Below are 22,440 nucleotides of genomic sequence, written 5' to 3'. Positions count from 1 at the left end.
GGCCATGGCACGGGCAATCGTGAGGATTCCGCGCCCCCGGGCGGCCTCGCCCACGCACCCCGGACAGAGAAAAGGCCCGCCTGCGTTTGCAGACGGGCCCAGTCCGATTCACAACCAAAGCAAAGGAGAGGTGACCAGCGGCGATGACTCGATGGTCATGGGGAGAGACCCCGCGCCCGTCGGGCGGTTCCGGACTTTCGGCCCGGAGCGGAGATTTTTCTTCCTCCGGCCTCCCGATCGGCTCTGGCGCGTCCCGTGCGCCGGCAGGCTGCCGATCCGCTGCCGATCGCGTCCCGGACGGTCCCCCTTTCCGGACGGCCGGGCACTCAGTCTTCAAGAGGACGTTCTCCGGCATTCGTGGCCCGGGTGGGTCGCGAATCACTCGCTCGCCGGAGAGCGACCTCCTACCAGGTGCAAGGGCCCGGGGCTCGCCCCGGGCCCTTCAGCTTGCCGGCCGCGCCGCGAACCATCGGCGCCACGCGATCGGCTTCGGCCCCGCGCGCTTCGCCCCCGGACTCGGATACCCTCCCCGTTCGCCCACGGCCTCGCGCCGCCGACCGGGAGCCTCGTACCGATGACCGTGCCCTCGATCCACGTCCCGGCGGACGCCCGCTTCGACCCGACGGCGGGCGGGGCTTCCTGCCTGACCGCGGCCTGGGCCCGTCACTGGCGCGCGCGCCCCGACACCAAGGTGATCCACGATCCGGACCGGGGCTGGCTCTCGCGCGGCGATCTCGCGGCGGAGTCCGCCACCCGGGCCGGCCGCCTCGCCGCCCTCGGCCTGCAGTCCGGGGATCGGATCCTCCTCTCGGCGGAGAGCTCGGCGGACCTCGTCACGAGCTACGTCGCCGCTCTCCGTCTCGGTCTCGTCGTCATCCCGACGAACACCGCCTACGGCCCCCGGGAGCTGGCCCACGTGATCGAGGACGCCGGTCCGCGCGCCGCAATCGTCGACGATCCCGCGAAGCGATCCGCGATCGCCGAGCTCGCGCCGGATCTGGCGCGGCTCGACCCGACCCTCGAGATCCCCGACGGCCCGATCCCGGAGCTCGACGCGGAAACGCCCGATTCCCCGGCGCTCGTCTGTTACACGTCCGGCACCACCGGCCGACCGAAGGGCGCGGTCCTCTCGCACGCGAACTGCCTCGCGAGCGCCGAGGGGCTCCGCCTGGCCTGGCGCTGGACGGAGGCGGATCGCCTTCTCCTGGCGCTCCCGCTCTTCCACATGCACGGGCTCGGCGTCGGCCTGCACGGCACGCTCTACAACGGCAGCTCCGCCGTGCTCTACCGCGGCTTCCGCCCGGACGAGATCCTCGAGGAGATCGAAGAGCGGGAGGCGACGCTCTTCTTCGGCGTGCCGACGATGTACCACCGACTGGCGAGCCACCCCGAGGCGAAGGCGCTGGCCCGGCTCCGGCTCTGCGTATCGGGCTCGGCGGCCCTACCCGCTGCGCTCCACGAAGAGATCGAGCGCGTCTCGGGCCAGCGCGTCCTCGAGCGCTACGGGATGACCGAAACGCTGATGCTCGTTTCGAACCCCCACGACGCCGAGCGACGCGCGGGGACCGTCGGGCTCCCCCTGCCCGGCGTCGAGCTCCGCCTCGAAGGCGAGCCGGCGGAGATCCAGGTCCGCGGACCGAACGTCTTCTCCGGCTACTGGCAACGCCCCGACGCCAACGCCGACGCGTTCACCGACGACGGCTGGTTCCGCACCGGCGATCTCGGCGCCGTCGACGACGACGGTTACGTCTCGATCGTCGGTCGTGCGAAGGAGCTGATCATCAGCGGCGGGTACAACGTCTATCCGCGGGAGATCGAGGACGTGCTGCGAACGCGGCCGGAGATCGAGGACGTCGCCGTCGTGGGCGAGCCCGACCCGGAATGGGGAGAGCGCGTCGAGGCCTACGCCGTCCTCACGGCACCGGTCGAGCTGGCGGATCTGCGGGCGGCGATCGGCGATGCCCTCGCCCCCTTCAAGCACCCCCGCGCCCTGCACCCGGTCGAAGCGCTGCCGCGCAACGCCCTGGGCAAGGTCCAGAAGCACCGCCTCGCGAAGGGTGAAGTCCTCGCCGACTGACGGCGAGCGAGCGAGTCCCCGACCGAGCGCGCCCGAAGGAGTCCACATGAACGAGCATCCCTTCCGTCTCGAAGGCAAGGTCGCCCTCGTCACCGGCGCCGCCCGGGGCACCGGCGAAGCCATCGCCCGCCATTTCGTGGCGGCCGGGGCGCGGGTGATCCTGAGCGACGTCCTCGACGAGCTCGGCGAGAAGGTCGCGGCCGAGCTCGGCGAGGCGGCGCGCTACCGGCGCCTCGACGTGACGAGCGAGGCCGAGTGGAACGCGACCCTCGAGGAGATCGACGCGCAGGAAGGCCGCTTCGATGTCCTGGTGAACAACGCCGCGATCCTCGTCCTCCAGCCCCTGGAGGCGACGAGTCAGGCCGACTTCGAACGCGTGCTCCGCGTGAACACCGTCGGTCCCTTCCTGGGCACCCGCGCGGCGCTGTCCCGCCTGCGCGCCGCCGCGTCAGAGACCGGTGACGCCGCGATCGTGAACGTCGGGTCGACCGACTCCCTCTCCGGCACGACGACGACGGGGGCCTATACCGCTTCCAAGTTCGGCCTCGTCGGGTTGACGAAGGTGACCGCGCTCGAGAACGGGATGTACGGAGTCCGGGCGAACGTACTCTGCCCCCGCGCAGGCAGCGCCGAGATGCACGCGGACGCGTTCGGCGTCGCCTCGCCGCCGAGCATCGCGAGCGCAAGCGACGCCCCGACCTTCGACGCCGCCTTCGGTCCGATGGGACGCCGTGGACTGCCGGACGACGTCGCCCCCGCAGCGGTCTTTCTGGCGTCGCCGGAAGCGCGCTTCATCAACGGGACGGAGCTGCTCATCGACGGCGGCAAATACGCCGGGGAGTTCGTCGACGTGCCCGGGCGATTCCGGGCCGCGCCGCCCGAGCGGTAGGCGCGGGGCGCGGTCTCGCCCCTATCGACGACGGCGGCGCGACGCCGACAACGCGAACGCCCCCACAACGAGGCCGACGCCGAAGCCGGGCTCCGGAGCGGCGACGTAGGTCTCCTCGAGCACGGTGTTCGTGAAGTCCTTCGGGTAGAGGAGGCTGAAGCGCCGATCGGCTGCGTTCCCGCCGAGGTCGTAGCACTGGACGGTGACGGTCGAGCCCGTCCAGAAGACCGGGTTGCAGATCCCTGCGGCGGAGCCGTGGGTCGAGACGAGCGGGATGCCGCTGCCGAGCCCCTCGTCTCCGAAGCCCTCAAAGTTCACCGTATAGCTCCCGGTCCCGCCGCGCGTGGCGGTGATCGCGCCGGTCCCCGTCTGATAGGCATAGAAGGTGGACGGAGTGTACGAAGAGGCGGTCGAGGACGAGGCCCAGACGTACGCCAGGGCTTCGTCGTTGGCGTCCGCGTGGGACAGCATCACGTTGAAGTTGAGATTCGCGGGATTGCCGGTCGTGGTAAAGCAACGGACGGTCACGCGCTCGCTTCCCCAAGACGCGACCTGGCACTTGCCGTTGGTGAGCCCGAAGGCCGAGACCTGCGCGTTGCCGCCGTCGTCCCCGATCGCGCCGAATCCCGGGAACTGGACGTCGAAGACGCCGGTCGCGGTCCGGGTGACGGTGACCGCGCCGCCGCCCGGGTTGTAGGCGTGGGTCGGGTTCGCGGTGTACGCAGACAGGTAGTTGAGGTCGGCGCGGGCGTAGGCGATGGAGTCCTCGGCCGCGGAAGGCTTCGCCTGGAAGACGTTGAAATGCGTGTTGGTCAGGCTGCCCAGCCGGTTGAAGCAGCGGATCTCCGCCCACTCGTCGTAGGAAGTCTCGACGTTGCAGTGATTCGCATTGAAGCCGAACGCGGAGACCTGGACGTGGCCCGCGGTCGAGAACTCGTCCGTCCCGACGAACTCGACGTGGTAGACGCCGGTCGAGATCCGGTCGATGTTGATCGGGCTGCCGCGCACGGCGTTCCGACTCACGTCGTCGGACGCGCTGTACGGGAACGGACCGGAGATGTTGTCGTTTGCGAAGGCGAAAGAGAAGTCCCGGAGCCAGGCCTTGAGCGGCGGCTTCAGGAAGAGCACCTGAAACTCGGTCTCCGCCGGCATCCCGATCCCGTCGAAGCAGCGGATCGTGACCGAATCGCCGTCCTCGGGATCGACGCCGCACTGGCGGTCGAAGAAGGCATCCGCCGAGACCTGCACGCTTCCCAGGTTGATCCCGATCGCGTCGAGGCCCGGCCACTCGAGGTGCCAGACGCCCACCGCCGAATGGTCGACCGTCGGGTCGTCGGGCAGGCCGGCGTTGTGTCCGTCGTCGAACGGGAGCGTGTAGCCGAACGAGTAGGGATCCGAGACGCGCGCGAAGCCCCACCCGTCGTCTTCGAGCTCCGTGCGCATCGAGAGCGCGGCGAAGCGCGAGTCGATCGCGAATCCGAGCGGCGAGTGACACCGCACGTTGAACCCGTCGGAGATCGCCCCGTGCACCTGGCACCGGGCGTTCCCCCCGTAGGCGGTCACGAGATCGACCCGCGGCCCGGCGCCGACCGCGTCGAAGTCGTCGAAGCGGATCGAGTAGTGACCGACCTGGTGTCGCGTGACCGTGGCGGATCCCGTACCGGCGGGGTTGTAGCGATAGGTCGCGCTCGGCGTGTAAGACGCCGACGTCGGGTTGCTCGCCCAGGCGAAGGCGTAGTCGCTCGGCTCCGGCCCCGGTCGCAGCACGAGGACGTTGAAGCGCCCGTCGGCGAGGTTGCCGAGGAAGTCGTAGCAGCGGACGTTCGCGACGGTGGATCCCCAGCTCGAGATCGTGCAGTAGCGACTGCCCGGATCCGTCGAGGAGACCTGGACGTGACCGCCGCCGCTTCCCACGTCGGACAGGTCCTCGAACGACACCGCGTAGGCCCCGGGTCCGCTTCGCGTGATGTCGATGCTTCCACCGCCGTCGTTGTAGGAGTCGACGAGCGGCGCCGAATAGGCCGGCGTCGACGGCTGGTTCGCGTGGGCGAAGCCGTAGCCCTGGAGGTGCGCGGCGGCGGTCCCCGGACCGAAGACCAGAAGCACGATCGCGAACGCGGCACGCCGAAGCCGGCCGAGCCAGACCGGCGGATCCATCGTTCGCTCCATCCTGTCGTCGCTGCGCTGGCGCATGCCCCGGTCCGCTCGCGTCGGTTGAATCGGGCCCCCAGGACCCCGTCACCTAGGGTAGACCCACAGGGCCGTCCCGACGATGGTCTTCTCCCCCTGAGCGTGGACCTGCTCGGCGCCTGCGTCCGTGAATCGATTCACAGAGCGCGGCGTGGACGCGGACTTCCCTAGTATTCGCGCATGCCCCGGGGTCTTCGTTGCCGATCCGATGCCTCTGTCTCGCGCCGCGTGAGCGCCGGCCGCCGGCTCGCGGACGCGCCCGTCATCGCGACCGTGGCGACCCTAGTGGCTCTCGTCGCGCTCAACGCCTCCGCGGATCCCGCGGCGACGTCGGCGCGGGTCGCCGAGGCCATCGCCGCGTCGGAACGTGCCCAGGCGAGGGGCGACCTCGTCTCGGCCCAGGCGCCCCTCGAAGCGGCGCGGCGAATGGCCGAAGAATCGAACGACACCGGCCTGCGCGCCGCCGTTCTCGCGGCGCGGGGTCACCTCGCGATGACGCTCGAGTCCCCGGCGGCGGCGCGGCGCCTGCTCGAGGCGGCGCGCACCGAGGCGGAGCAGGCGCAAGCGGACGCCCTGCTTGCGGCGATCGACGTCCACCTGGGCAACAGTCATGCGCTCGAGGCCGCCCTGCGCGAGGGCGGCGCCCGCGCGGAGGCCTGGACCGCCGCGCGTGCCGCGTACCTCGCCGCGCTGGCGCGACTGGACGCAACGACGGGCGACGCGACCGAAGACGACGCGGTCCTCCGCGCGCGCGCCCGCGCGAACCTCGCGCGGGCGAGCGTCGCCTCGGGCGCACCGGACGCAGGGGCCGCGATCGAAGCCGCCTCGAAGGCGATCGACCGCGTCGACGCCGAAGCGCCTCGAAGCGCACTCCTCCTGCATCTCGCCGAGACCCTGGCGCCGCGGGACGCGGGCGCGATCGACGCGCCGGCGCGACGAAACGCCCACGCGGCGGCGCGCGAAGCGCTGACCCTCGCCGAGTCGACCGACGACGAGCGCGCCCAGGGCATGGCGCTCCTCACCCTCGCACGGCTCTACCGCGCGGACGGCCAGAACCCGGCAGCGCTCACCCTGCTCGACCGGGCCGTCGCCGCCGCGACGCGCGCCGACGATCCGGTCGCGCGCTACCGGGCATGGCTCGCCTCCGCAGAGCTCCACCGGGAGAGCGGCGACCCGGAGGCGGCCCTCGCGGCGTACGCGCAGGCCCTCGACGAGGCGGAGCTGCTGCGCCCCCTGCGCGCGCGCAGCTACGGCCTCGACCCGAGCCTCTCCGCCGCGCGGCTCCAGGCCGTCCACCTCGCCTACGTCGATCTCCTGCTCCAGCGCGCGGCCCGCCCTGCGCCGTCGGGCGCCCAGCGCGACGACGACCTGGCCCTCGCCCAGCGCTCCCTCGAGCGCCAGAAGGCCCAGGAGCTTCGCGACTACTTCGACGACGAATGCGTGGACGCGGCGCTCCAGCGACGTGTCGAGGCCGGACAGGTCGATCCCGGGGCGGCGCTGATCTACCCGATCGCGCTGGACGATCGGCTGGAGCTCGTCGTCACGAGTCCGAAGGGCCGCTTCCGTCGAGCCGTCCCGGTTCCCCGGGAGCGTCTGCGCGCCACCGCCGCGGAGTTCCGGCAGCTGATCGAGATCCGCAGCCACCGCCGCTACCTCCGCCCCGCCCGCTCGCTCTACGACTGGCTGATCCGACCGATCGAGGACGAGCTCGAGGCGTGGGGGACCCGGACCCTGGTCTTCGTGCCGGACAAGGCGCTTCGCGCGCTGCCCATGGCGGCGCTCCACGACGGCGAGCGCCACCTGGTCGAGCGCTTCGCCCTCGCGACGACGCCCGGGATCGACCTCACGGTCCCCCGCCCCCTCGCCTCCCCGAATCGCCTCGCCCTCGCCGGCGGCCTCTCGGTCCCGATCGACGGCTTCGCCTCCCTCCCCTTCGTCGAAGCGGAGATCGAGGCGGTCTCGCAGATCCTCGAGACCGACGTGCTGCTGAACGAGACCTTCACGCCGCCCCGGGTCGAGCGCGGCCTGTCGACGCGTCCGATCAGCGTGCTCCACGTGGCGACCCACGCGCGCTTCGACAGCAAGGACGACGCCTTCGTCCTGACCCACGACGGCCGGATCTCGATGTCGGCGCTCAGCGACTACCTGGCCCTCTTCCGCGACCGCGAGGAGCCCCTCGAGCTCCTGATGCTGAGCGCCTGCGAGACGGCGGCGGGGGACGACGAGGCGGCCATGGGACTCGCCGGGCTGGCCGTCCAGTCCGGCGCGCGCAGCGCGATCGGCACGCTCTGGGTCGTGAACGACTCCGCCGCGAGCGAGATCGCGGAGCGCTTCTACCGCGGTGTCTTCGATCCCGTGTCGCCGCGCTCCCGCGCCGTGTCGCTCGCCGAGGCCCAGCGGGCGCTCCTGGCGAGCGATCGCCACCGCCACCCGGCCTACTGGGCGCCCTTTCTCCTGATCGGGAGCTGGCTCTAGGCAGTCTCCTGATCGGGAGCGGGCTCTAGGCGGACCAGTTCCGGTCGCCAGCGTGGGCTTCGTTAGCCGATCGCGGCGCGAACACGGACGCGAGCGAGAGCCGCCGCCGCGAGCAACCCGATCCAGAACATCGTGAGCCCGTCGGGCTCCGGACCGAGGATCGCGTCGCAGGCGTCGCCGATCCCGTCGCCGTCGGTGTCCGCCTGGCTCGGGTTCGGATCGTTCGGACAGTTGTCGCAGACGTCGCCGACCTCGTCTCCGTCGAGATCGGCCTGGTCGGCGTTCGTGATCGCGGGGCAGTTGTCGCAGGTGTCGTAGACGAAGTCCGCGTCCGAGTTCGTCGTGTCGACCATCGCGCCGCCGAACTCGACGGTCACCATCACGACCGAGGGATTCGGGTCGCTCTCGTCCTGCGCGTAGCTGTATACGCAGCAGTCCGCACCGGAGGGACCCGTCGGAACGTAGCCCCACGGTACGAAGCCGTTCTCGTCCAGGTCGCCCGTCAGGAAGCACTCGCCAGTTGCATCACTCCCGTTGTAGAGCCACTGGAACGTCGAGCCTCCCGCTGCGGTCTCGAAGAACTCGTCGTTGTCGGAGTCGAAGTTGCAGCCGTTGTAGCCGGTCGCGTCCATGAAGTCCGTCTGCGAGACCTCGACCGTCGGGTCACAGGCGTCCCCGATCCCGTCCCCGTCGGTGTCCGCCGACGACGTCTCGAAGACCAGCGGACACCCGTCGTCGGCGTCGGGCACGCCATCGCCGTCCGTGTCGAGGCCGAGATCGCAGGCGTCGCCGACCCCGTCGAGATCCGCATCCGCCTGGCCTGGGTCGTAGTCGAAGGGGCAGACGTCGCAGGCGTCGCCGACGCCGTCGAGATCCGCGTCGATCTGGATCTCCTCGTTGACCGTCGGGCAGAGATCGCACACGTCCCCGAACCCGTCGCGATCGAAGTCGCTCTGGTCGGGATCGAGGAAGCCCGGGCAGACGTCGTTCCGGTCGCCGACGCCGTCGCCGTCGAGATCGGGCCCCGCCCCGACGTCCAGCCGGTAGTCGCACTGATCGCCGAATCCGTCCACGTCGCAGTCGAACTGCGCGGAATTCGGGATCCCCGGGCAGTTGTCGTTGCACGGTTGGCCGGACGGCTCCTGCCCGCAGATCCAGGGCGCACCGGAGTCCATCACCCCATCCCCGTCCGCGTCGGGATCGCTCTCGTTGGGAATTCCGTCCCCGTCCACGTCGTCGTCGCAGATGTCGCCCAGTCCGTCCCCGTCCGTATCGTGCTGCCCGGGGATGAAGAACTCGTCGTCGCCGAAGAGGTCGAAGGTCTCGAGGGGATTCCAGTCGTAGGGGCAGGTGTCGCAGGCGTCACCGACGCCGTCGCCGTCGGTGTCCGTCTGGTCGGGGTTCCGGACGTCGTTGCAGTTGTCCCGACAGCCGAAGTTCTGGCCGCCGAAGCAGATGTCGAAGGTGCTCGCACCGAACCGATCCTGGATTCCGTCCGCGTCCGAGTCCGGACTGTCGCGCCGGTGCACGATCCGGAAGCCGATGAAGTCGGTGCTCGTGCCGGTCGGCGAGAAGGTCCCGCCGAAGGTGCTCTCGAGCGGCGCCGTGTACTCGTCGAAGTGGCTTCCCCGGTGCTTCGCGAAGAGTCCGTCGCCCGAGAGCGCGTAGATCCACTCGGAGACGTTGCCCGCCTGGTCCTGGGTGCCGTTCGTGGTCTGACCCGCGCGCGCCGTGCCGACCTCGACGGGATAGCCGCAGGCCGAGGAATAGTTGACCGTCGTGCTCGACGGGTTGTTCACCGTCCGCGTCGAGAAGTTGCAGGTGGCGACGCCGGGGGGCGAGTTGGACTGGATCGGGTAGAGCCACCAGAAGCCGTCGATCGGACGTCCGTAGGCGGCCTTGTACCACTCGTTCTCGGTCGGCAGCCCGAACGCGCCGCCGAGATCCGTGACCGGCGACGTGAGGAGGTTGTACGAACCGACCTCGGTGTCCCCCCCGTCCATCTTGCCGTTCTCGAGCCAGTTGACGTACCGGAGCGCGTCGAACCAGTCGACGAAGTTGACGGGAAAGCGTCCGCGATTCGGCTTGGACGCGTACTTCTCGCCGGCCGGGTTGCCCGGGAAGTAGTCGATCCCGCCGTTCGAGGACGAGGTCTGCTCGGGGTCGTAGAGGCCGAGCGGGTTCGCGCCGGTGGGGTCGACCGCGTTGAGGAGTTCGACCCACTCGTCGTTCGTCGTCTCGAAGCGACCGATGTAGTAGGCGTAGGGCACCTCACCGAGGCCCGTCGCAGGATCCGGCCCGAAGCTCGTGAAGTGGACGAGCTCCATGAAGTCGAGATCGACCTCGTGGCCCTGGGGCAACGACGCGTGAACCGCGAGCCGCCCGCCGCGAACGTCGGGGCCGCGGGGTGCGAGCACGTTCGACACGATGCGGTCGGCGGGATCGATCAGATCGATCCGCAGGTCGTATCCGTCGGTGACGGGGGTATTCACGGTGAACGTGAGCTCGGCGATCTCGAAGCTCGTGACCGCCGGGCCGTAGTCGTCGAAGGTCTCGGCGCCGATCCTCAGGATCTCGCCGGCCATGGTGGGCGTGCTGTCGGTCTGGCTGGCCGGGCTGGGAAGCAGCTCCGCGTCGAAGCCCGGGGGCAGGCTCGTCGAGACGCCCACCAGATCGAGCTCGTCGCCGCCCCCCTCGTCGAACCGGACCGAGATCGAATAGCGGCTGATGCCGAGCTCGTCGGCGCGGAGGAAGATCTTCGCGACGAGGGTGTCGCCGGGGCCGGCCTCGATGACGTGCCCCCCCGGCCGGCCGATGCCGGTCGTCGAGGACCATTGCGCATCGATCGCCGGCTTCCCGTGGACGGCGGAGGCCGCGAACAGGAAAGCCACCGCGAGCAGCAGCCCGGCTGCGCGGCCCTTCCCGACTCGATGTCGCTGGCATCCGGTCATGTGCCCCTCGTGGGTGATTGGGTTGGCGAGGCCCCTCCCGACCGCGTCTTCCAGAGCATGCGCGTCCCGAATCCATCCTTCTGTCGCGCACTTCACAGGCGCAGCGGGTGGGCTGGCGGACACTCCGCCTCAGTCTAGTCGAATCGGTCACCGAATCGGGCGGTTCCTGGGCCCCGGGCCCCAATCTGCGCATGCCCGGCGGGGGTGTTGCCGGTGGTATCGTCCCGGACGGAGTGAGCATGCCCGACTTCCCGAAGCCCCCGTCGTCCCGTCGCCGAAGGCGCGGTTCCTCGTCCCGCGGCCGGCCGAGCCGGGACAGGACGCGTCCGCCCGCCCAGGCCCTCGTCGCCCCGGCGGTGCTGTCCTGTCTGCTCTGCGTTGCCCTCGCCGGAGAGGCCCGGGCGCAGTCGAGCATCGCCCTCGACGACACCCTGCCCGGTGTGACCGCAGGCGATCTCCCGGGTCCCGACTACCTGATCGACGAGACCCACGGCGTCTCCGTCGGCAACAACCAGTTCCACAGCTTCGAGCGCTTCGGTCTCGAGAGCGGGGAGACCGCGACCTTCGACGGTCCCGCCACCGTGGATCGATTCATCTCACGGGTGACCGGCGGCGAGGTCACCTCGATCGAAGGCGTGCTGCGCACCAACGTCGAGGGCGCCGAGTTCCTGATGATCAATCCGTCGGGCGTCGTCGTCGGCGAAGGTGGCGCCATCGACGTCCGCGGGGACGTGACCCTGTCCACCGCCGATCACATGACCCTCGGCGGCGGGGCCGGGGTCTACTCGGCGACGACGCCCTTGAGCAGCGTCCTCTCGTCGACGCCGGTCACCGCGTTCGGATTCCTCTCGGACTCGCCTGCACCGATCCGCGTCGAGAACACCCAGCTCGAGACGCGCTTCGGCAACACGGCCGCGGGTCTGGGCTACGACCTCGCGCTCATCGGCGGCGACCTCGAGATCCGCGGCACAGGCGTCGCAGGCGAGCTGACGCTGCTCTACAGCGCAGGCGGACAGATCACGCTGGTAAGCGTCGGCGGCCCCGGCGGCGTCGATGTCCAGCCAGGCGCGGCACTCGGCGAGCCCGGCGACGTCTCCTTCCAACCGGGTACGGCACGCGGAGACGTATTCATCGGCGATCGCGCCGTCGTGAGCAGCGGAGGAATCCCACCCGACGCCGCGTTCTGCCTTGGTCTTGGTTGCCAGATCGCGAATGGATCCGGCGACATTCGCGTCCTCGGCCGCAACCTGACCCTCGACGCTGGAGAGCTACGCGCTTTCACCGTGACCGACCGCGACGCCGGCACGATCGGCATCGACCTGACGGGCGACCTGACGATGATCGGCCGGACGATCGACACGCCGAGCACGATCACGAGCTTGAGTGGATTCGAAGAGAACTTCCCGGGCGACGGATTCCTCACGTTCTCGGAGAGCTTCGACTTTCCAGAGGGCAACTACCGGTTCGAGTACGAGAGCGACCTGAGCGGCAACATCACCCGTGTGACCTACCCGGGAACCGGGCGCGCCGGCGACATCGTGATCCGTGCCGCGAACGTCTCCCTCGAAGGCGTCGCGGTCCTCCAGACCGAGAGCCGCTTCGGCGGCGATGCCGGCGCGATCGACATCGACGCCCGCGGCGGGCTCGTTCGGGTCGACGCCACGGGACAGCCCGACGAAGAAGTCGTCTCGATCGTCTCCAATGCGCGCGACCTGAGCGGCGACGAGCAGTCGGGCAACGGCGGCCCGGTCACGATCCGCGCCGAGGAGTTCCGGCTCGAGAACGGGGCCGAGCTCTTCTCGGAGGTCCGCGAGGGCGGCGGCCAGGGCGGCGCGATCACGATCGAGGTCGCGCGCCTGCGCGTGGTCGACGGCAGCCGGATCGACTCGAGCACCCGCGGACGCGGCGACGGTGGCGCGATCTCGATCACGGCGACCGAGGACGTCGTGATCGCGAACCAGACCAACCCTGCGATCACGCCCGGCATCACGACCATCTCCGAGCCTGAAGCCACGGGGAACGCGGGCGAGATCCGGATCACGACCCCGTCCCTCCTCCTCCAGAACGGCGTGCGGATCGCGACGACGGCCCGCGGCGTCGGCGACGCCGGCACGATCGACCTGCGCGCCGCCAACGTCGAGCTCGCCGCGAGCGAGATCACCGCGGAGGCGGATCTCGGCGAGGGCGGCGACATCTACGTGAACGGCGGGCCGGTCACGGTCGACCCGGACGGGGGGCTCTCGGTCGACACGCCGCCGGGCGTCGTTCCAGGGAACGTGCTTTTCCTCAGCGACAGCGAGATCAGTACGAGTGTCTCCGAGGGGGCTGGCGGCGGCGGCGATCTCGCCCTGGCCGCGACCAGCGTCGTCCTGATCAACAGCCAGATCCTCGCGCGGGCGGTCGGCGGGGACGGCGGCAACATCCGGGTCGAGGCGAGCAGCCTGGTGCTCGACGAGTCGAGCGACATCAACGCCGACTCGGTCTTCGGCCAGGACGGGAACCAGGACTTCACCTCGCCCGAGGCGGTGATCCGTGTCGAACGTCCCAATGTGCCCGCCGAGATCCGCGATGCCACGGCCTTCCTTCGTGAAGCGTGTGCAGCCCGAGAGGGCGGCGCGGTCGCGAGCCTCGTGCTCCAGCGCCACTCGGGCCTCGCGCCGGCGCCGGCGGGTCCGCTGGCGGTCGCCACGCCCGTGCCCACGCCGGGGCCGGCGTCCGCGTCGGCGGAGACGCCACCCGAGCCGGCGAACGAGGTCGAACCGGACGAACGGGTCGTCGCCTCCGCCGACGCGGGGCCCGTGGTCGTTCGGGTCACGTGCCCGGGATGAAGCCCGTCCGGTTCGTGGCCACGCTCGCGGGACTCGTCGCGACCGGGCTCGCCCTATCGGCGGCGGACGCGGTCTCCGCCGCGGAGGACCCTGGGGCCGTCGCACGGGAGCTCCTCCGGGAGCCGCCGCGCGCCCGCCCGATCGCGCCCCGCGAAGCGCCCGACTTCGAGGGAGAACAAGTCCTTCCGCCGATCCCGAGCGCACCGACGCCCCGAGCGCCGCTCCAGGGCGACGGGGACCGACCGGACGCGATCGTCGTCGTGCGCAACCTGCGCTTCGAGGGCAACACGGCGCTCTCCGACGAGGCGTTCGACGAGGTCGCCGCCCCCTGGCTGGATCGCCCGCTCACAGCCAACGATCTCGAGGGACTGCGGGACGCGCTGACCGCCGTCTACGTGCGCGCGGGCTACCTCACCTCGGGTGCCGTCTTCCCGCCCCAATCGCTCGGCAGCCCCGCCGAGCTGATCGTCCAGCTCGTCGAGGGGCGACTCGCCGACGTCGAGGTCTCGGGGGCCGAACGCGTCGACGCGGACTACTACGCCTCCCGGATCCGCCGGGGCCTCGAAGGTCCCCTCCACGTGCCGACCCTCGAAGGGCGGCTCCGACAGCTCCAGCGGGACCCCCGGCTCGCGGGGATCCACGCCACCATCCGGCCGGGTGAAGTTCGCGGTGAAACGATCCTCGACGTCGCCGTGGAAGAGAAGTCCGTGCTCTCGGCGGCGGCCACGGTCCACAATCATCTGGCGCCGAGCCTGGGGGAGATCCGGTTCGGCGCGGCCGTGATGAACCGGAGCCTGACCCGCGCCGGGGACAGCCTGCTCGTCGGCGGCGACGTGAGCGAGGCGGGCGGTGGGATCGAAGTCGTCTACCAGCGCCCGCTCAACGCGAGCGACACCCTCGCCCACGCCATCGGTCGCTACCGCCGCTTCGACGTCTCGGACGGGGTGGGCAACGACCCGCTCGACGTCGAGAGCGAGTACTGGGCCGCGGAGCTCGGGCTCTACCAGCCCTTCCGCCCGGACGGCGTGATGGGCGATTGGGAGTTCGGCGTCGGACTGGTCGGCGAGCTCGCCGAGTCGGAGATCACGTTCGCGCCACTCGGCTTCGACCAGCCCTTCGCGCTTCCGGGCGCACCGAAGGGGCGGACGCGCCTGGCTACGCTCCGTCTGGTCGCGGACGCGGTTCATCGCCGACCGCGACAGGTCGTGGCGCTTCGTGCGGTCGCGACCGTGGGGCTCGATGCCTTCGGTGCCACGCGGAGCGACGGCGACCTCCCGGACGCACGCTTCTGGGCCTGGAACGCCCAGATCCAGGCGGCGCGACGCGTGACCGACTACGACATCGAGCTGATCGCCGGTGCGAGCGCGCAGCTGACGAGCCAACGCGTCTTCGGCCTGGCCCAGTTCGCGATCGGCGGCCCGCCGAGCGTCCGCGGCTACAGCCAGAACCGCATCGTGCGGGACGAAGGCGTCGTCGGCGGCCTCGAAGCGCGGATCCCGATCTGGCGCGATGCGATCGACGGCCGACCGATCGTCCAGCTCGTCCCCTTCTTCGACGGTGGCCGGGCCTTCAGCCGCCACCTCTCGTCGGACAACCTTCGCGCGGAGTCGCTGGCCTCGGTCGGTCTGGGCCTCCGCGCACGGCTCGGAGAGACCCTGATCGGCGAGCTTCACTGGGGCGCGCGTCTGCTCCAGGACGGCCCGAGGGACGATCTCCGCTCGCTCCAGGACGACGGGATCCACTTCAGGATCTCGGCCACGTGGCCCTGACCAGATCCGAGCTAGCCTTTCCCCAGATCAGAGGAGGAAGGGCATGCGGGTCATCGACGTCGACAGCCACTACTTCGAGCCCCCGGACTGGCTCGCGAGCGTCGACCCCGACCTCGCCGCCCAGCTCCCGGCGGAGGACACGATCGAGCGGGTCGTCCGCTTCGTCGTCGGCGACCTGATCGACCGGGTCCCGCGCGAGCAGCTTCCGCAGGACCTGATCCGCCTCCTGGCCCCCGCCGGCGAACGCGCGCTGCGCGCCTCCCTCGCGCGGATCGCGGACGAGGACGCCAGCAAGGACGAGGCCCCGCCGCCGCTCAGCTACGACGCCGCGGCCCGTCTCGCCCACAACGACGCCCATGGGATCGACGTCCAGTTCCTGAACCCGACCTTCGCGAACGACATGGTCGCCGGCGCCCGGCGGGCGGGGGACGCGAAGCTCACCCGGCGCGCGATCTCCGCCTACAACACCTGGTCGAGCGGGATCTGCGAAGGCCACACGGACCGCTTGATCCCCACGGCCATGATCGACCTCTCCGACGTCGACTGGGCGATCGCCGAGCTGACCCGGATGCGACGGGCGGGGAGTCGCGCCTTCCAGATCCGGGCGCAGCCGGTGACGCCGACGAAGAGCCTCGCGCATCCGGATCTCGATCCGGTCTGGGCCGCGGCGGCGGACCTGGGCATGGCCGCCGTCTTCCACATCGGCGGGGCGCGGACCGAGGTCGATCAGGGTTGGTTCTTCAACGGCGGCTCGCCGGGCCACTTCGCCCTGCTCCACCTGGTCGCGGGCTCGACCGTTCCGCAGGTCGCGATGGCGGCGATGCTGATCGAAGGCGTCTTCGAGCGACACCCGGGCCTCGTCCTGATCGTCGAGGAGCTCGGGATCACCTGGCTCCCCCACTTCCTCACGACGATCGACGCGATCACGACTGGGCCCCACGGCGCCAACTTCGGCATGGGCCCGGGCGACTACTCGCTCCCGCTCAAGCCGAGCGAGTACATGCAGCGCCAGGTCCGCGTGACGCCGCTCGTCTCTTCGGACCCCCTGCAGGCCGTCTGGGGCACCGTTCCGGAGGAGCTGCTCGTCTTCTCGAGCGACCTGCCCCACCCGGAAGGCCGGGACGACGCGGTCGCGATCTGCGAGGCGCAGCTCGAGGGCGTGAGCGCGACGGGGCGAGAGCGCTTCTTCGGCGGCGAGATCGCCCGCCTCCTGGACCTCTAGATCGCCCGGCGCGCGCCGGCTGCTCGTCCCGCGCCTAATCCCGCTTCTTGGCCGCCGAATAGGACGGCCGCGCATAACACGCGTCGGTCCAGCGCTTCACGTTCGCGTGGGCCGAATAGTCGTGCCTGCCCATGCCGCCGAGCAGGTCGATCACGGACGCCAGATTCAGGTCGGCGATCGTGAAGGCGTCGCCGAGCAGGAAGTCGCGATCCGCCAGGTGGGCGTCGAGTACCGCGAGCGGCCGCTCGAGACCCTTCTTCGCCGACTCGATCAGCTTCGGCTTCTTCTTCTCTTCGGGCGTGAAGTACATCTGCACGATCATCTGCATCTGGAGCGGCTCGATCTCGCTGATCCCCCAGACGCTCCACTGATGGGTCCGCGCCCGGTCCTCGAGCGAGTCGGGATAGAGCCCGTCCCCGTAGCGCTCCGCCAGGTAGAGATTGATCGCCATCGACTCGAAGAGAACGAGATCCCCGTCCACCAACGCCGGAATCCGCCCATTCGGATTCACCGCCAGATACTCCGGCGTCTTCGAGTCCCCGGCGAAATTCGTCGGCACATGCTCGTACTCGACCCCGACCTCCTCGATCGCCCAAACCGACCGAAAAGCCCGCGAAGCCGCCATCCCATACAAGACCCGTTCAGCCATCGAAATCACTCCTTCATCCGCCGAGCCAAGGCGAGGCCACGCCCTCAGGTGGCGTCGCGCGAGGGAAACGACCGAGGCCACCCTCTCGCGCGGGCTCACGACGGAGCGCAAAGGCAGCTCGACGTCGCCATAGAAGCAGGGCGCAACGAATCCGAGGTCCTGCGCAAAGACGCAAAACAGCGTCGCCATAGAAGCAGAGCGCAGCGAATCCGGCACCTCTGCTCAAAGACGTACAATGGCGGTCCGGACGAGACTCGAACTCGCAACTTCCGGCGTGACAGGCCGGTGCTCTAACCAATTGAACTACCGGACCGCCGTCGTATCGGGCCGCATTTTTAGCGGAACTGGGGCGCCCCCGCTAGGGATTCCGAGGGGATCGTCGCCGGCGGACGACGCGGCTCGAACGGCCCGGTCGCGGAGGCCTCTACCGGCCGCTCGCCGCCATCGAGAGGGTCATCGCGACCGCCTGGAGCTGGAGGATCAGTCCGAGATCCCCGTCGAGCTGGAGCTGCCCCGAGATCAACGCCTCGAGCGGGTGGAGCACGCCGGTCCGGATCGACTCGGCCTCGGCCGCGCCCAGGGTGATCGTGGCCTGCGGCGTCGGCGGGATCGCGCCCGGGCCCACGAGCACCCCGACGGCCCAGCGCGCGTCGTTCGCGTCGTCGATCACCATCTCGATCCGCCCGCGCAGATCCGAGATGCCCTTCAGCGGGTCGACGCGGGGGCGCCCGTCGGCGGGGGAAGGCGGGCGCAGCTCGGCGGCGCCGCCCTTCCGGATCTGCTCGACGCCCTCGGCGATGAGGGCTGGCCGGCCTTCCCAGATCGCCGCGCGCCAGTCGGCGACGGCCTGGATCACCGTGAGCTCGGCTTCGGGATCGCGCGCGTCCCGCACCCCGAGCTCGCCCTGGATGAAATGCAGAGTCCACTCGCCTCCGCCCTCGCCTTCCAGCACGATGCCCACGCGCAGATCGATCGCCTCCTCGTCGGGCTCGAGCTCGACCTCGGCGAAGAGCGAGGGAATCACGTCCTCGATGAACGCGCGGGGCGGGACGGGTCGGTCGGGAAAGGTCGGCATCGGATCTCCGGGGCTCGCGGGAGTCTAGCTCCGCGAGCCCGCGCGGGGCCCCGAACGCAGCTGCGCCCGCCCGGCGGAGGCCGGACGGGCGCAGGAGGGCGCGACCGCGATGCGCGTCGAGCGCTTCCCTGATGCGCTAGGCGCGGCGCCCTCGCCGACCGAGGAGAGCGAAGCCCGCTCCGCCGGCCGCGAGCAGCAGAGGCATGCCCGGCTCGGGAACCGGGATGTTCTCTCGCGAGAGCTCGCTCGTGTTGCCGTCGGCATCGGTCGCGGTGGCCCGCAGACCTCCGAACTCGAAGCCGTGCACGTTGGGCGCGATCGAACCGGGCATCGGCAACAGGACGACGTCCTTGAAGTTGCCCGCCTCCGCGGCCACGTACGTGTCGCTCGCGACGAAGGCGCGCGCCTGGTCGCCGGGCGAGAGCCACGGGTCGTGGAGGTAGAAGTCCACCGAGAGCGGGTACTGCACGCCCGCAGCCGGAAGCGCGTCCACGCGGTAGCGGACGTGCAGGGCTCCTGACACGTCGTTCCAGTAGGTGTGGACCGTGTCGATCTCGGGGAAGTTCTGCAGGTTGTTGGCGCCGCCGTCGAAGTCCGAGGGATCGTTGTCGGTCTCGAAGTTGTCTCCGAGGTCGAGCGCGATCCCGCCGTTGTTCCACATCCGGTTGCCGCGCAACGCGACGTCCTGCACGCCGTCGAGCACCAGGCCCTCGAGCGCGTTGTGGGCGATCACGTTGCCCTTGGCCGCGACCGTCGCGTCGCCATCCGAGGCGTACGCACCGATCGAGCTCGGGGGACCGCCGGAGCTGGGCTCCGCGTAGATGCCCTCGAAGCTGTTCCCGAGGTCGTCGCCCGAAGCGTTGGTGCCGACCCAGTTGCCCTGGATCGTCGGCACGAAGCCGCGGGCCTCGATCCCGACGCCGCCGTTGTGACCGATCACGTTGCCGAGGCCGTTGCTCGTCCCGCCGGAGCCGCCGATCACGTACTCGGCGCCACTCGCGTAGATGCCCTCGTTGACGTTGCCGAGATCGGCGCCGGAAGCGTTGGTGCCGATCCAGTTGCCCTGGACGGTGATGTCGTAGCTCGAGCCTCCGATCGTGATTCCGCGATCGTTGAAGCCGATCACGTTGCCGTTGCCGGCCGTACCGATCTGCACGTTGCCGCCGGAGAGCGAGATCCCCGAGAGCGTGTTGCCGAGGTCGGCGCCGGAGGCGTTCGTGCCGATGTAGTTGCGAAGGGTCTCGTTCGAGTAGCTGCTGTCGCTGATGCCGACGAACGCGTTGCCGCCGATCACGTTGTCGAGGATCTCGTGATCGTTGCCCCACAGCGAGATCCCCGAGCCGCCGTTGCCGAGCGGGCTGCTGCCGGTCGCGTCGACGCCGATGCGGTTGCCCTGGACGCGGACGCGAACCGGGGTGAAGCCGCTCGGCGTCTCGAAGACGACGCCCGTCGAGGTGTTGCCGGAGATGACGTTGCTGCCGAGGCCGACGTTGCCGATCGTCGTGTCGTCGCCGAAGACGACCACACCGGGGCCCTGGTTGGCGAGCGCGCCGGTCCCGGCGTCGTTGGTGCCGATCCGGTTCGCGAAGACCCGGTTGAACTCCCCCTCGATCCGGACACCACCGCTCTGGTTGCCCGAGATGACGTTGCCCGAGGCGACCCCGGTGGAGTTGCTCGGCGGCACGAAGATCCCGCCGTAGTCACCGATCACGTTGTCGTCCGCATCGGGGCCGACGAACACGCCCCACTCCGCGTTCGGCGTCGAGCCGCCGAAGGGCACGAACGTCGAGTTGCCGTAGCGGTCGGTGCCGATGAAGTTGCCCGCGACGGTGTTGCTCGAGCTCGTCCCGTCGAGGAAGACGCCGTGGCGACCGTTGGTCGCGATCAGGTTGCCGCGTCCCGGGCAGCCCACGAACGCAGTGCAGTTCGTTCCGATCGTGTTGCCGTTCGAACCGACGACGTGGATCCCGTCCCCGTCATTGCCCCGGTAGAAGACGCCGCGCCAGACGCCGATGTGGTTGCCCTCGATCCGGATGTTGCCCGGGGCGGGGCTGAAGAAGGGCGAGATCAGGATCCCTGCGCCCGTCCACTCGGCGATCGCGAGGCCCTGGATCTGGGAGCCGTCCGCGCCCGGAAGGAGCGTCAGACCGGCGACGCTCGCCGTCGCGACGCTGCTGCCGAGCAGGTTGATGACCGGTCGCGCAGTCGGGCTCGAGCCGTCGTAGTCGGGATGGCTGTAGCCGTCGATCCGGACCGGGTCGTAGATCCAGGGGAGCTGCGTGGCCGGGATGATCTCGACGATCCCCGCGACGGTCGGGAGGTTGTCCGTGAAGCGGATCTCGTCGAATCCGGCGCTCGCGTTGGCCTCCTCGATCGCAGCCCGAAGCGTGCACTCCCAGGCGAGTCCGCCGCCGACCGGCACGATCAGCGTCCCCGTCGAGCAGAAGCCGTCGCCCGCGTTGGCGTCGGCGTCGTCGTCGGTCGTGTTCACGGAAAAGATGGCCGCTCCCGCGGAGAGCGGCGCCAATACGAGAAGCGCGAGCAGCAGACCGACCTGCTGCCGAAGTCGCGTCCACGCGTCGTTTCGATTCCTTCGGTCCATGTTCGTGTCCCTCCTTCGTTCGAAGGCGTTCGATTGAACGTCGACCACTCCGTCGACAGGGACATTGAACGGCGGATGGCGGGGCGACTCGGTGAACGGGTTCACACGGGCGTCGATTCTCACGAAAAGGACCGATATGAATCCCGGCGTGTGAAGCCCTTCACACGCCGATCGCGCGAAGCGATCGCGAACCCGGCAACGCCCGCCCCCGACGAGGTCGACGGGCCCCACTCGAGGCACTGCCCCGCAACGGAGACCTCAGCGCAGAACGAAAGCGCCCTCCCGACCCCGAGCCCCCAGCGCAAGTCGAGAGCCACGCAGTCCGTCCCGAACCCGAGCCCTCAGCGCAAGTCGAGAGCCACGCAGTCCGTCCCGAACCCGAGCCCTCAGCGCAAGAAAGCCCGCAAGAAGCGGGCTTTCGAGAGGCGCGCAGCGCCGACACAATTGGTGGGCGCGCAGGGACTCGAACCCCGGACCCCCTCGGTGTAAAGGAGAGCAGAGGGTCTACAGGGTGGCTAAGTGCCTGATTCTTCGTAGTTCAGAAGACAGGCAGATACACCAAAGGACAGCCAAGTCCCCACGAATCTCCCCACACACAGAAGAGTGTCGATCACCGAGACAGTTCCGGGTGGTTCCCGATGGTGAGCGGCAAGCACGAGACAGTGTAGAGAGGAATGACCATGGTTGAACAGATGCGCAAGAAGATTGAGGCCTACGTCTACGTCAACCCGACCAGCGGCAACGGGTGTCGGCTGGACATACGACTCCCCGGCGAGCGTCGCCTGGAGCTGAATCGCTGGCTCGATCGGCCCGTAGGAGAGCTGTCCTGGATGAAGGAAGGACGCAGCTCGGGGGTTCACTGGGGGACGTGGGAGGTAGTACTGTACGCGGGCTAGCTCTCCCGAACCGATCGACGCTCCGCCTAGCGCGGGGCTCGATCTCCACTGAATCCTTGCAGATGGACTACGAGTGCCCAATGACGCCCGTTGACCACTCCCCCGAGACCGGACTTCGATTCTGCCAACAGTGCGGCAGACGCAACCAGCCCTCCGCAAACTCATGCACGTCTTGTGGAGGCCCCATGAACCGGCCGGATCGTCCCGTCACGAACAGCTCGGCGAGCCCCACCGAGCATCCTCAGGACGTTGGCCCGCACGGCCCGCAACGAGGCGCCGCCTACCAGTTGAAGTCCGCTGCGATCTTCCTAGCGGTGTGGCTGATTCCTACGCAGCTGGTGCTTGATGCCGAGTGGGGCGGCAACTGGGCCGTGGCGGTCACAGCTGGGGCGTTCGTCGCGGCGGTGTACGTCGCAAACGGCATGGACTCGAAGCGCTAAGGAATGCACGACGCCCCGAGTCCCGCTAGCTAGCGCGCCTCGACGAGCTGACCTTGGCCGTCTTCGTCGAACACTCGGTCGGCCAGAGACTCGCCTGTCAGATTCGTATAGCGATCCCCCAGACGCTCGCGGAGACCGAGCAACCGTCTTTCCGCGGAACGTACCAAGCGGTCGAACGTGGTTGCCTCGACCCTCCCAACTTCCGAGTCTCGACCGATCGTCCGAACGTCTTCCGTTTTCCCACTGACCGTGTGGCCCACCGCAAACGCCGAAACGTCGCGGCCGCCCAGTGACTCAGCCGGCTCGGCTTCACGTTCACCGCGCTCCACCCCCACTACGGAGTCGGGGAACATCCCTTCATCCAATACGAGAGGTAC

Annotated in this window: 14 protein-coding genes and 1 tRNA gene; 8 read left to right on the top strand and 7 right to left on the bottom strand. The window is 69.8% G+C overall.

Going from position 1 to position 22,440, the window contains the following annotated elements:
- The first annotated feature begins 574 nt into the window (after positions 1-574).
- Both NXI30_04145 and NXI30_04140 read left to right on the top strand, forming a co-directional pair.
- On the top strand, positions 575-2,077 hold the full coding sequence (locus tag NXI30_04145; protein ID MCR9093385.1) for an acyl-CoA synthetase: 1,503 nt from the start codon (positions 575-577) through the stop codon (positions 2,075-2,077).
- Positions 2,078-2,123: 46 nt separating this feature from the next.
- Positions 2,124-2,966, top strand: coding sequence for an SDR family oxidoreductase (locus tag NXI30_04140; protein MCR9093384.1), 843 nt, complete (start codon positions 2,124-2,126; stop codon positions 2,964-2,966).
- A gap of 21 nt (positions 2,967-2,987) precedes the next feature.
- Here the strand turns inward: NXI30_04140 and NXI30_04135 are convergent, their stop codons facing one another.
- Entirely contained in the window at positions 2,988-5,123 is a 2,136-nt protein-coding gene (locus tag NXI30_04135) for a hypothetical protein (GenBank protein ID MCR9093383.1), read from the bottom strand.
- 261 nt (positions 5,124-5,384) lie between these two features.
- Here NXI30_04135 and NXI30_04130 point away from each other — a divergent pair, with 261 nt between their 5' ends.
- The gene (locus NXI30_04130) at positions 5,385-7,631 is read left to right on the top strand and encodes a CHAT domain-containing protein (GenBank protein MCR9093382.1); all 2,247 of its coding nucleotides are present in this window, start codon (positions 5,385-5,387) and stop codon (positions 7,629-7,631) included.
- 62 nt (positions 7,632-7,693) lie between these two features.
- Here NXI30_04130 and NXI30_04125 read toward each other — a convergent pair whose 3' ends face one another.
- Complete coding sequence (locus NXI30_04125; protein ID MCR9093381.1) at positions 7,694-10,582, bottom strand: thrombospondin type 3 repeat-containing protein; 2,889 nt, start codon at positions 10,580-10,582, stop codon at positions 7,694-7,696.
- Between the two features lie 239 nt (positions 10,583-10,821).
- Between NXI30_04125 and NXI30_04120 the strand changes: the two genes are divergently transcribed.
- The 3 genes from NXI30_04120 to NXI30_04110 are packed head-to-tail and all read left to right on the top strand — an operon-like array spanning position 10,822 to position 16,401.
- Positions 10,822-13,410 carry a filamentous hemagglutinin N-terminal domain-containing protein gene (locus tag NXI30_04120; protein ID MCR9093380.1) on the top strand — a complete coding sequence of 863 codons (2,589 nt, stop codon included), beginning with the start codon at positions 10,822-10,824 and terminating at the stop codon, positions 13,408-13,410.
- Positions 13,407-15,179, top strand: a complete 1,773-nt coding sequence (locus tag NXI30_04115; protein ID MCR9093379.1) for a BamA/TamA family outer membrane protein — start codon at positions 13,407-13,409, stop codon at positions 15,177-15,179. Before NXI30_04120 ends, NXI30_04115 begins: the two co-directional genes overlap by 4 nt.
- A gap of 43 nt (positions 15,180-15,222) precedes the next feature.
- Entirely contained in the window at positions 15,223-16,401 is a 1,179-nt protein-coding gene (locus NXI30_04110) for an amidohydrolase (GenBank protein ID MCR9093378.1), read from the top strand.
- 34 nt (positions 16,402-16,435) lie between these two features.
- Here the strand turns inward: NXI30_04110 and NXI30_04105 are convergent, their stop codons facing one another.
- The 4 genes from NXI30_04105 to NXI30_04090 form a co-directional block, all read right to left on the bottom strand.
- Positions 16,436-17,050 carry a glutathione S-transferase family protein gene (locus tag NXI30_04105; GenBank protein MCR9093377.1) on the bottom strand — a complete coding sequence of 205 codons (615 nt, stop codon included), beginning with the start codon at positions 17,048-17,050 and terminating at the stop codon, positions 16,436-16,438.
- A 236-nt stretch (positions 17,051-17,286) separates the two neighbouring features.
- A tRNA-Asp gene (locus tag NXI30_04100) sits at positions 17,287-17,363 on the bottom strand.
- Positions 17,364-17,474: 111 nt separating this feature from the next.
- Positions 17,475-18,125 (bottom strand): SCP2 sterol-binding domain-containing protein, encoded by a 651-nt coding sequence (locus NXI30_04095; GenBank protein ID MCR9093376.1) that lies wholly within the window; start codon positions 18,123-18,125, stop codon positions 17,475-17,477.
- A gap of 136 nt (positions 18,126-18,261) precedes the next feature.
- Positions 18,262-20,727, bottom strand: a complete 2,466-nt coding sequence (locus NXI30_04090) for a CSLREA domain-containing protein (protein MCR9093375.1) — start codon at positions 20,725-20,727, stop codon at positions 18,262-18,264.
- Between the two features lie 692 nt (positions 20,728-21,419).
- On the opposite strand from NXI30_04090, the gene NXI30_04085 reads away from it, so the two are divergent.
- A complete protein-coding gene (locus NXI30_04085; GenBank protein ID MCR9093374.1) occupies positions 21,420-21,623 on the top strand; it encodes a hypothetical protein in 204 nt (67 codons plus the stop codon).
- Positions 21,624-21,808: 185 nt separating this feature from the next.
- Positions 21,809-22,063, top strand: coding sequence for a hypothetical protein (locus tag NXI30_04080; GenBank protein ID MCR9093373.1), 255 nt, complete (start codon positions 21,809-21,811; stop codon positions 22,061-22,063).
- Between the two features lie 29 nt (positions 22,064-22,092).
- Here the strand turns inward: NXI30_04080 and NXI30_04075 are convergent, their stop codons facing one another.
- A complete protein-coding gene (locus NXI30_04075) occupies positions 22,093-22,416 on the bottom strand; it encodes a hypothetical protein (GenBank protein ID MCR9093372.1) in 324 nt (107 codons plus the stop codon).
- Positions 22,417-22,440 lie beyond the last annotated feature (24 nt).

It is taken from the genome of bacterium, from assembly GCA_024742285.1.
Classification (GTDB): domain Bacteria; phylum Myxococcota_A; class UBA9160; order UBA9160; family UBA4427; genus UBA4427.
The sequence above is the reverse complement of the archived record's forward strand: the minus strand, read 5'-3'. Positions and strand labels throughout refer to the sequence as shown.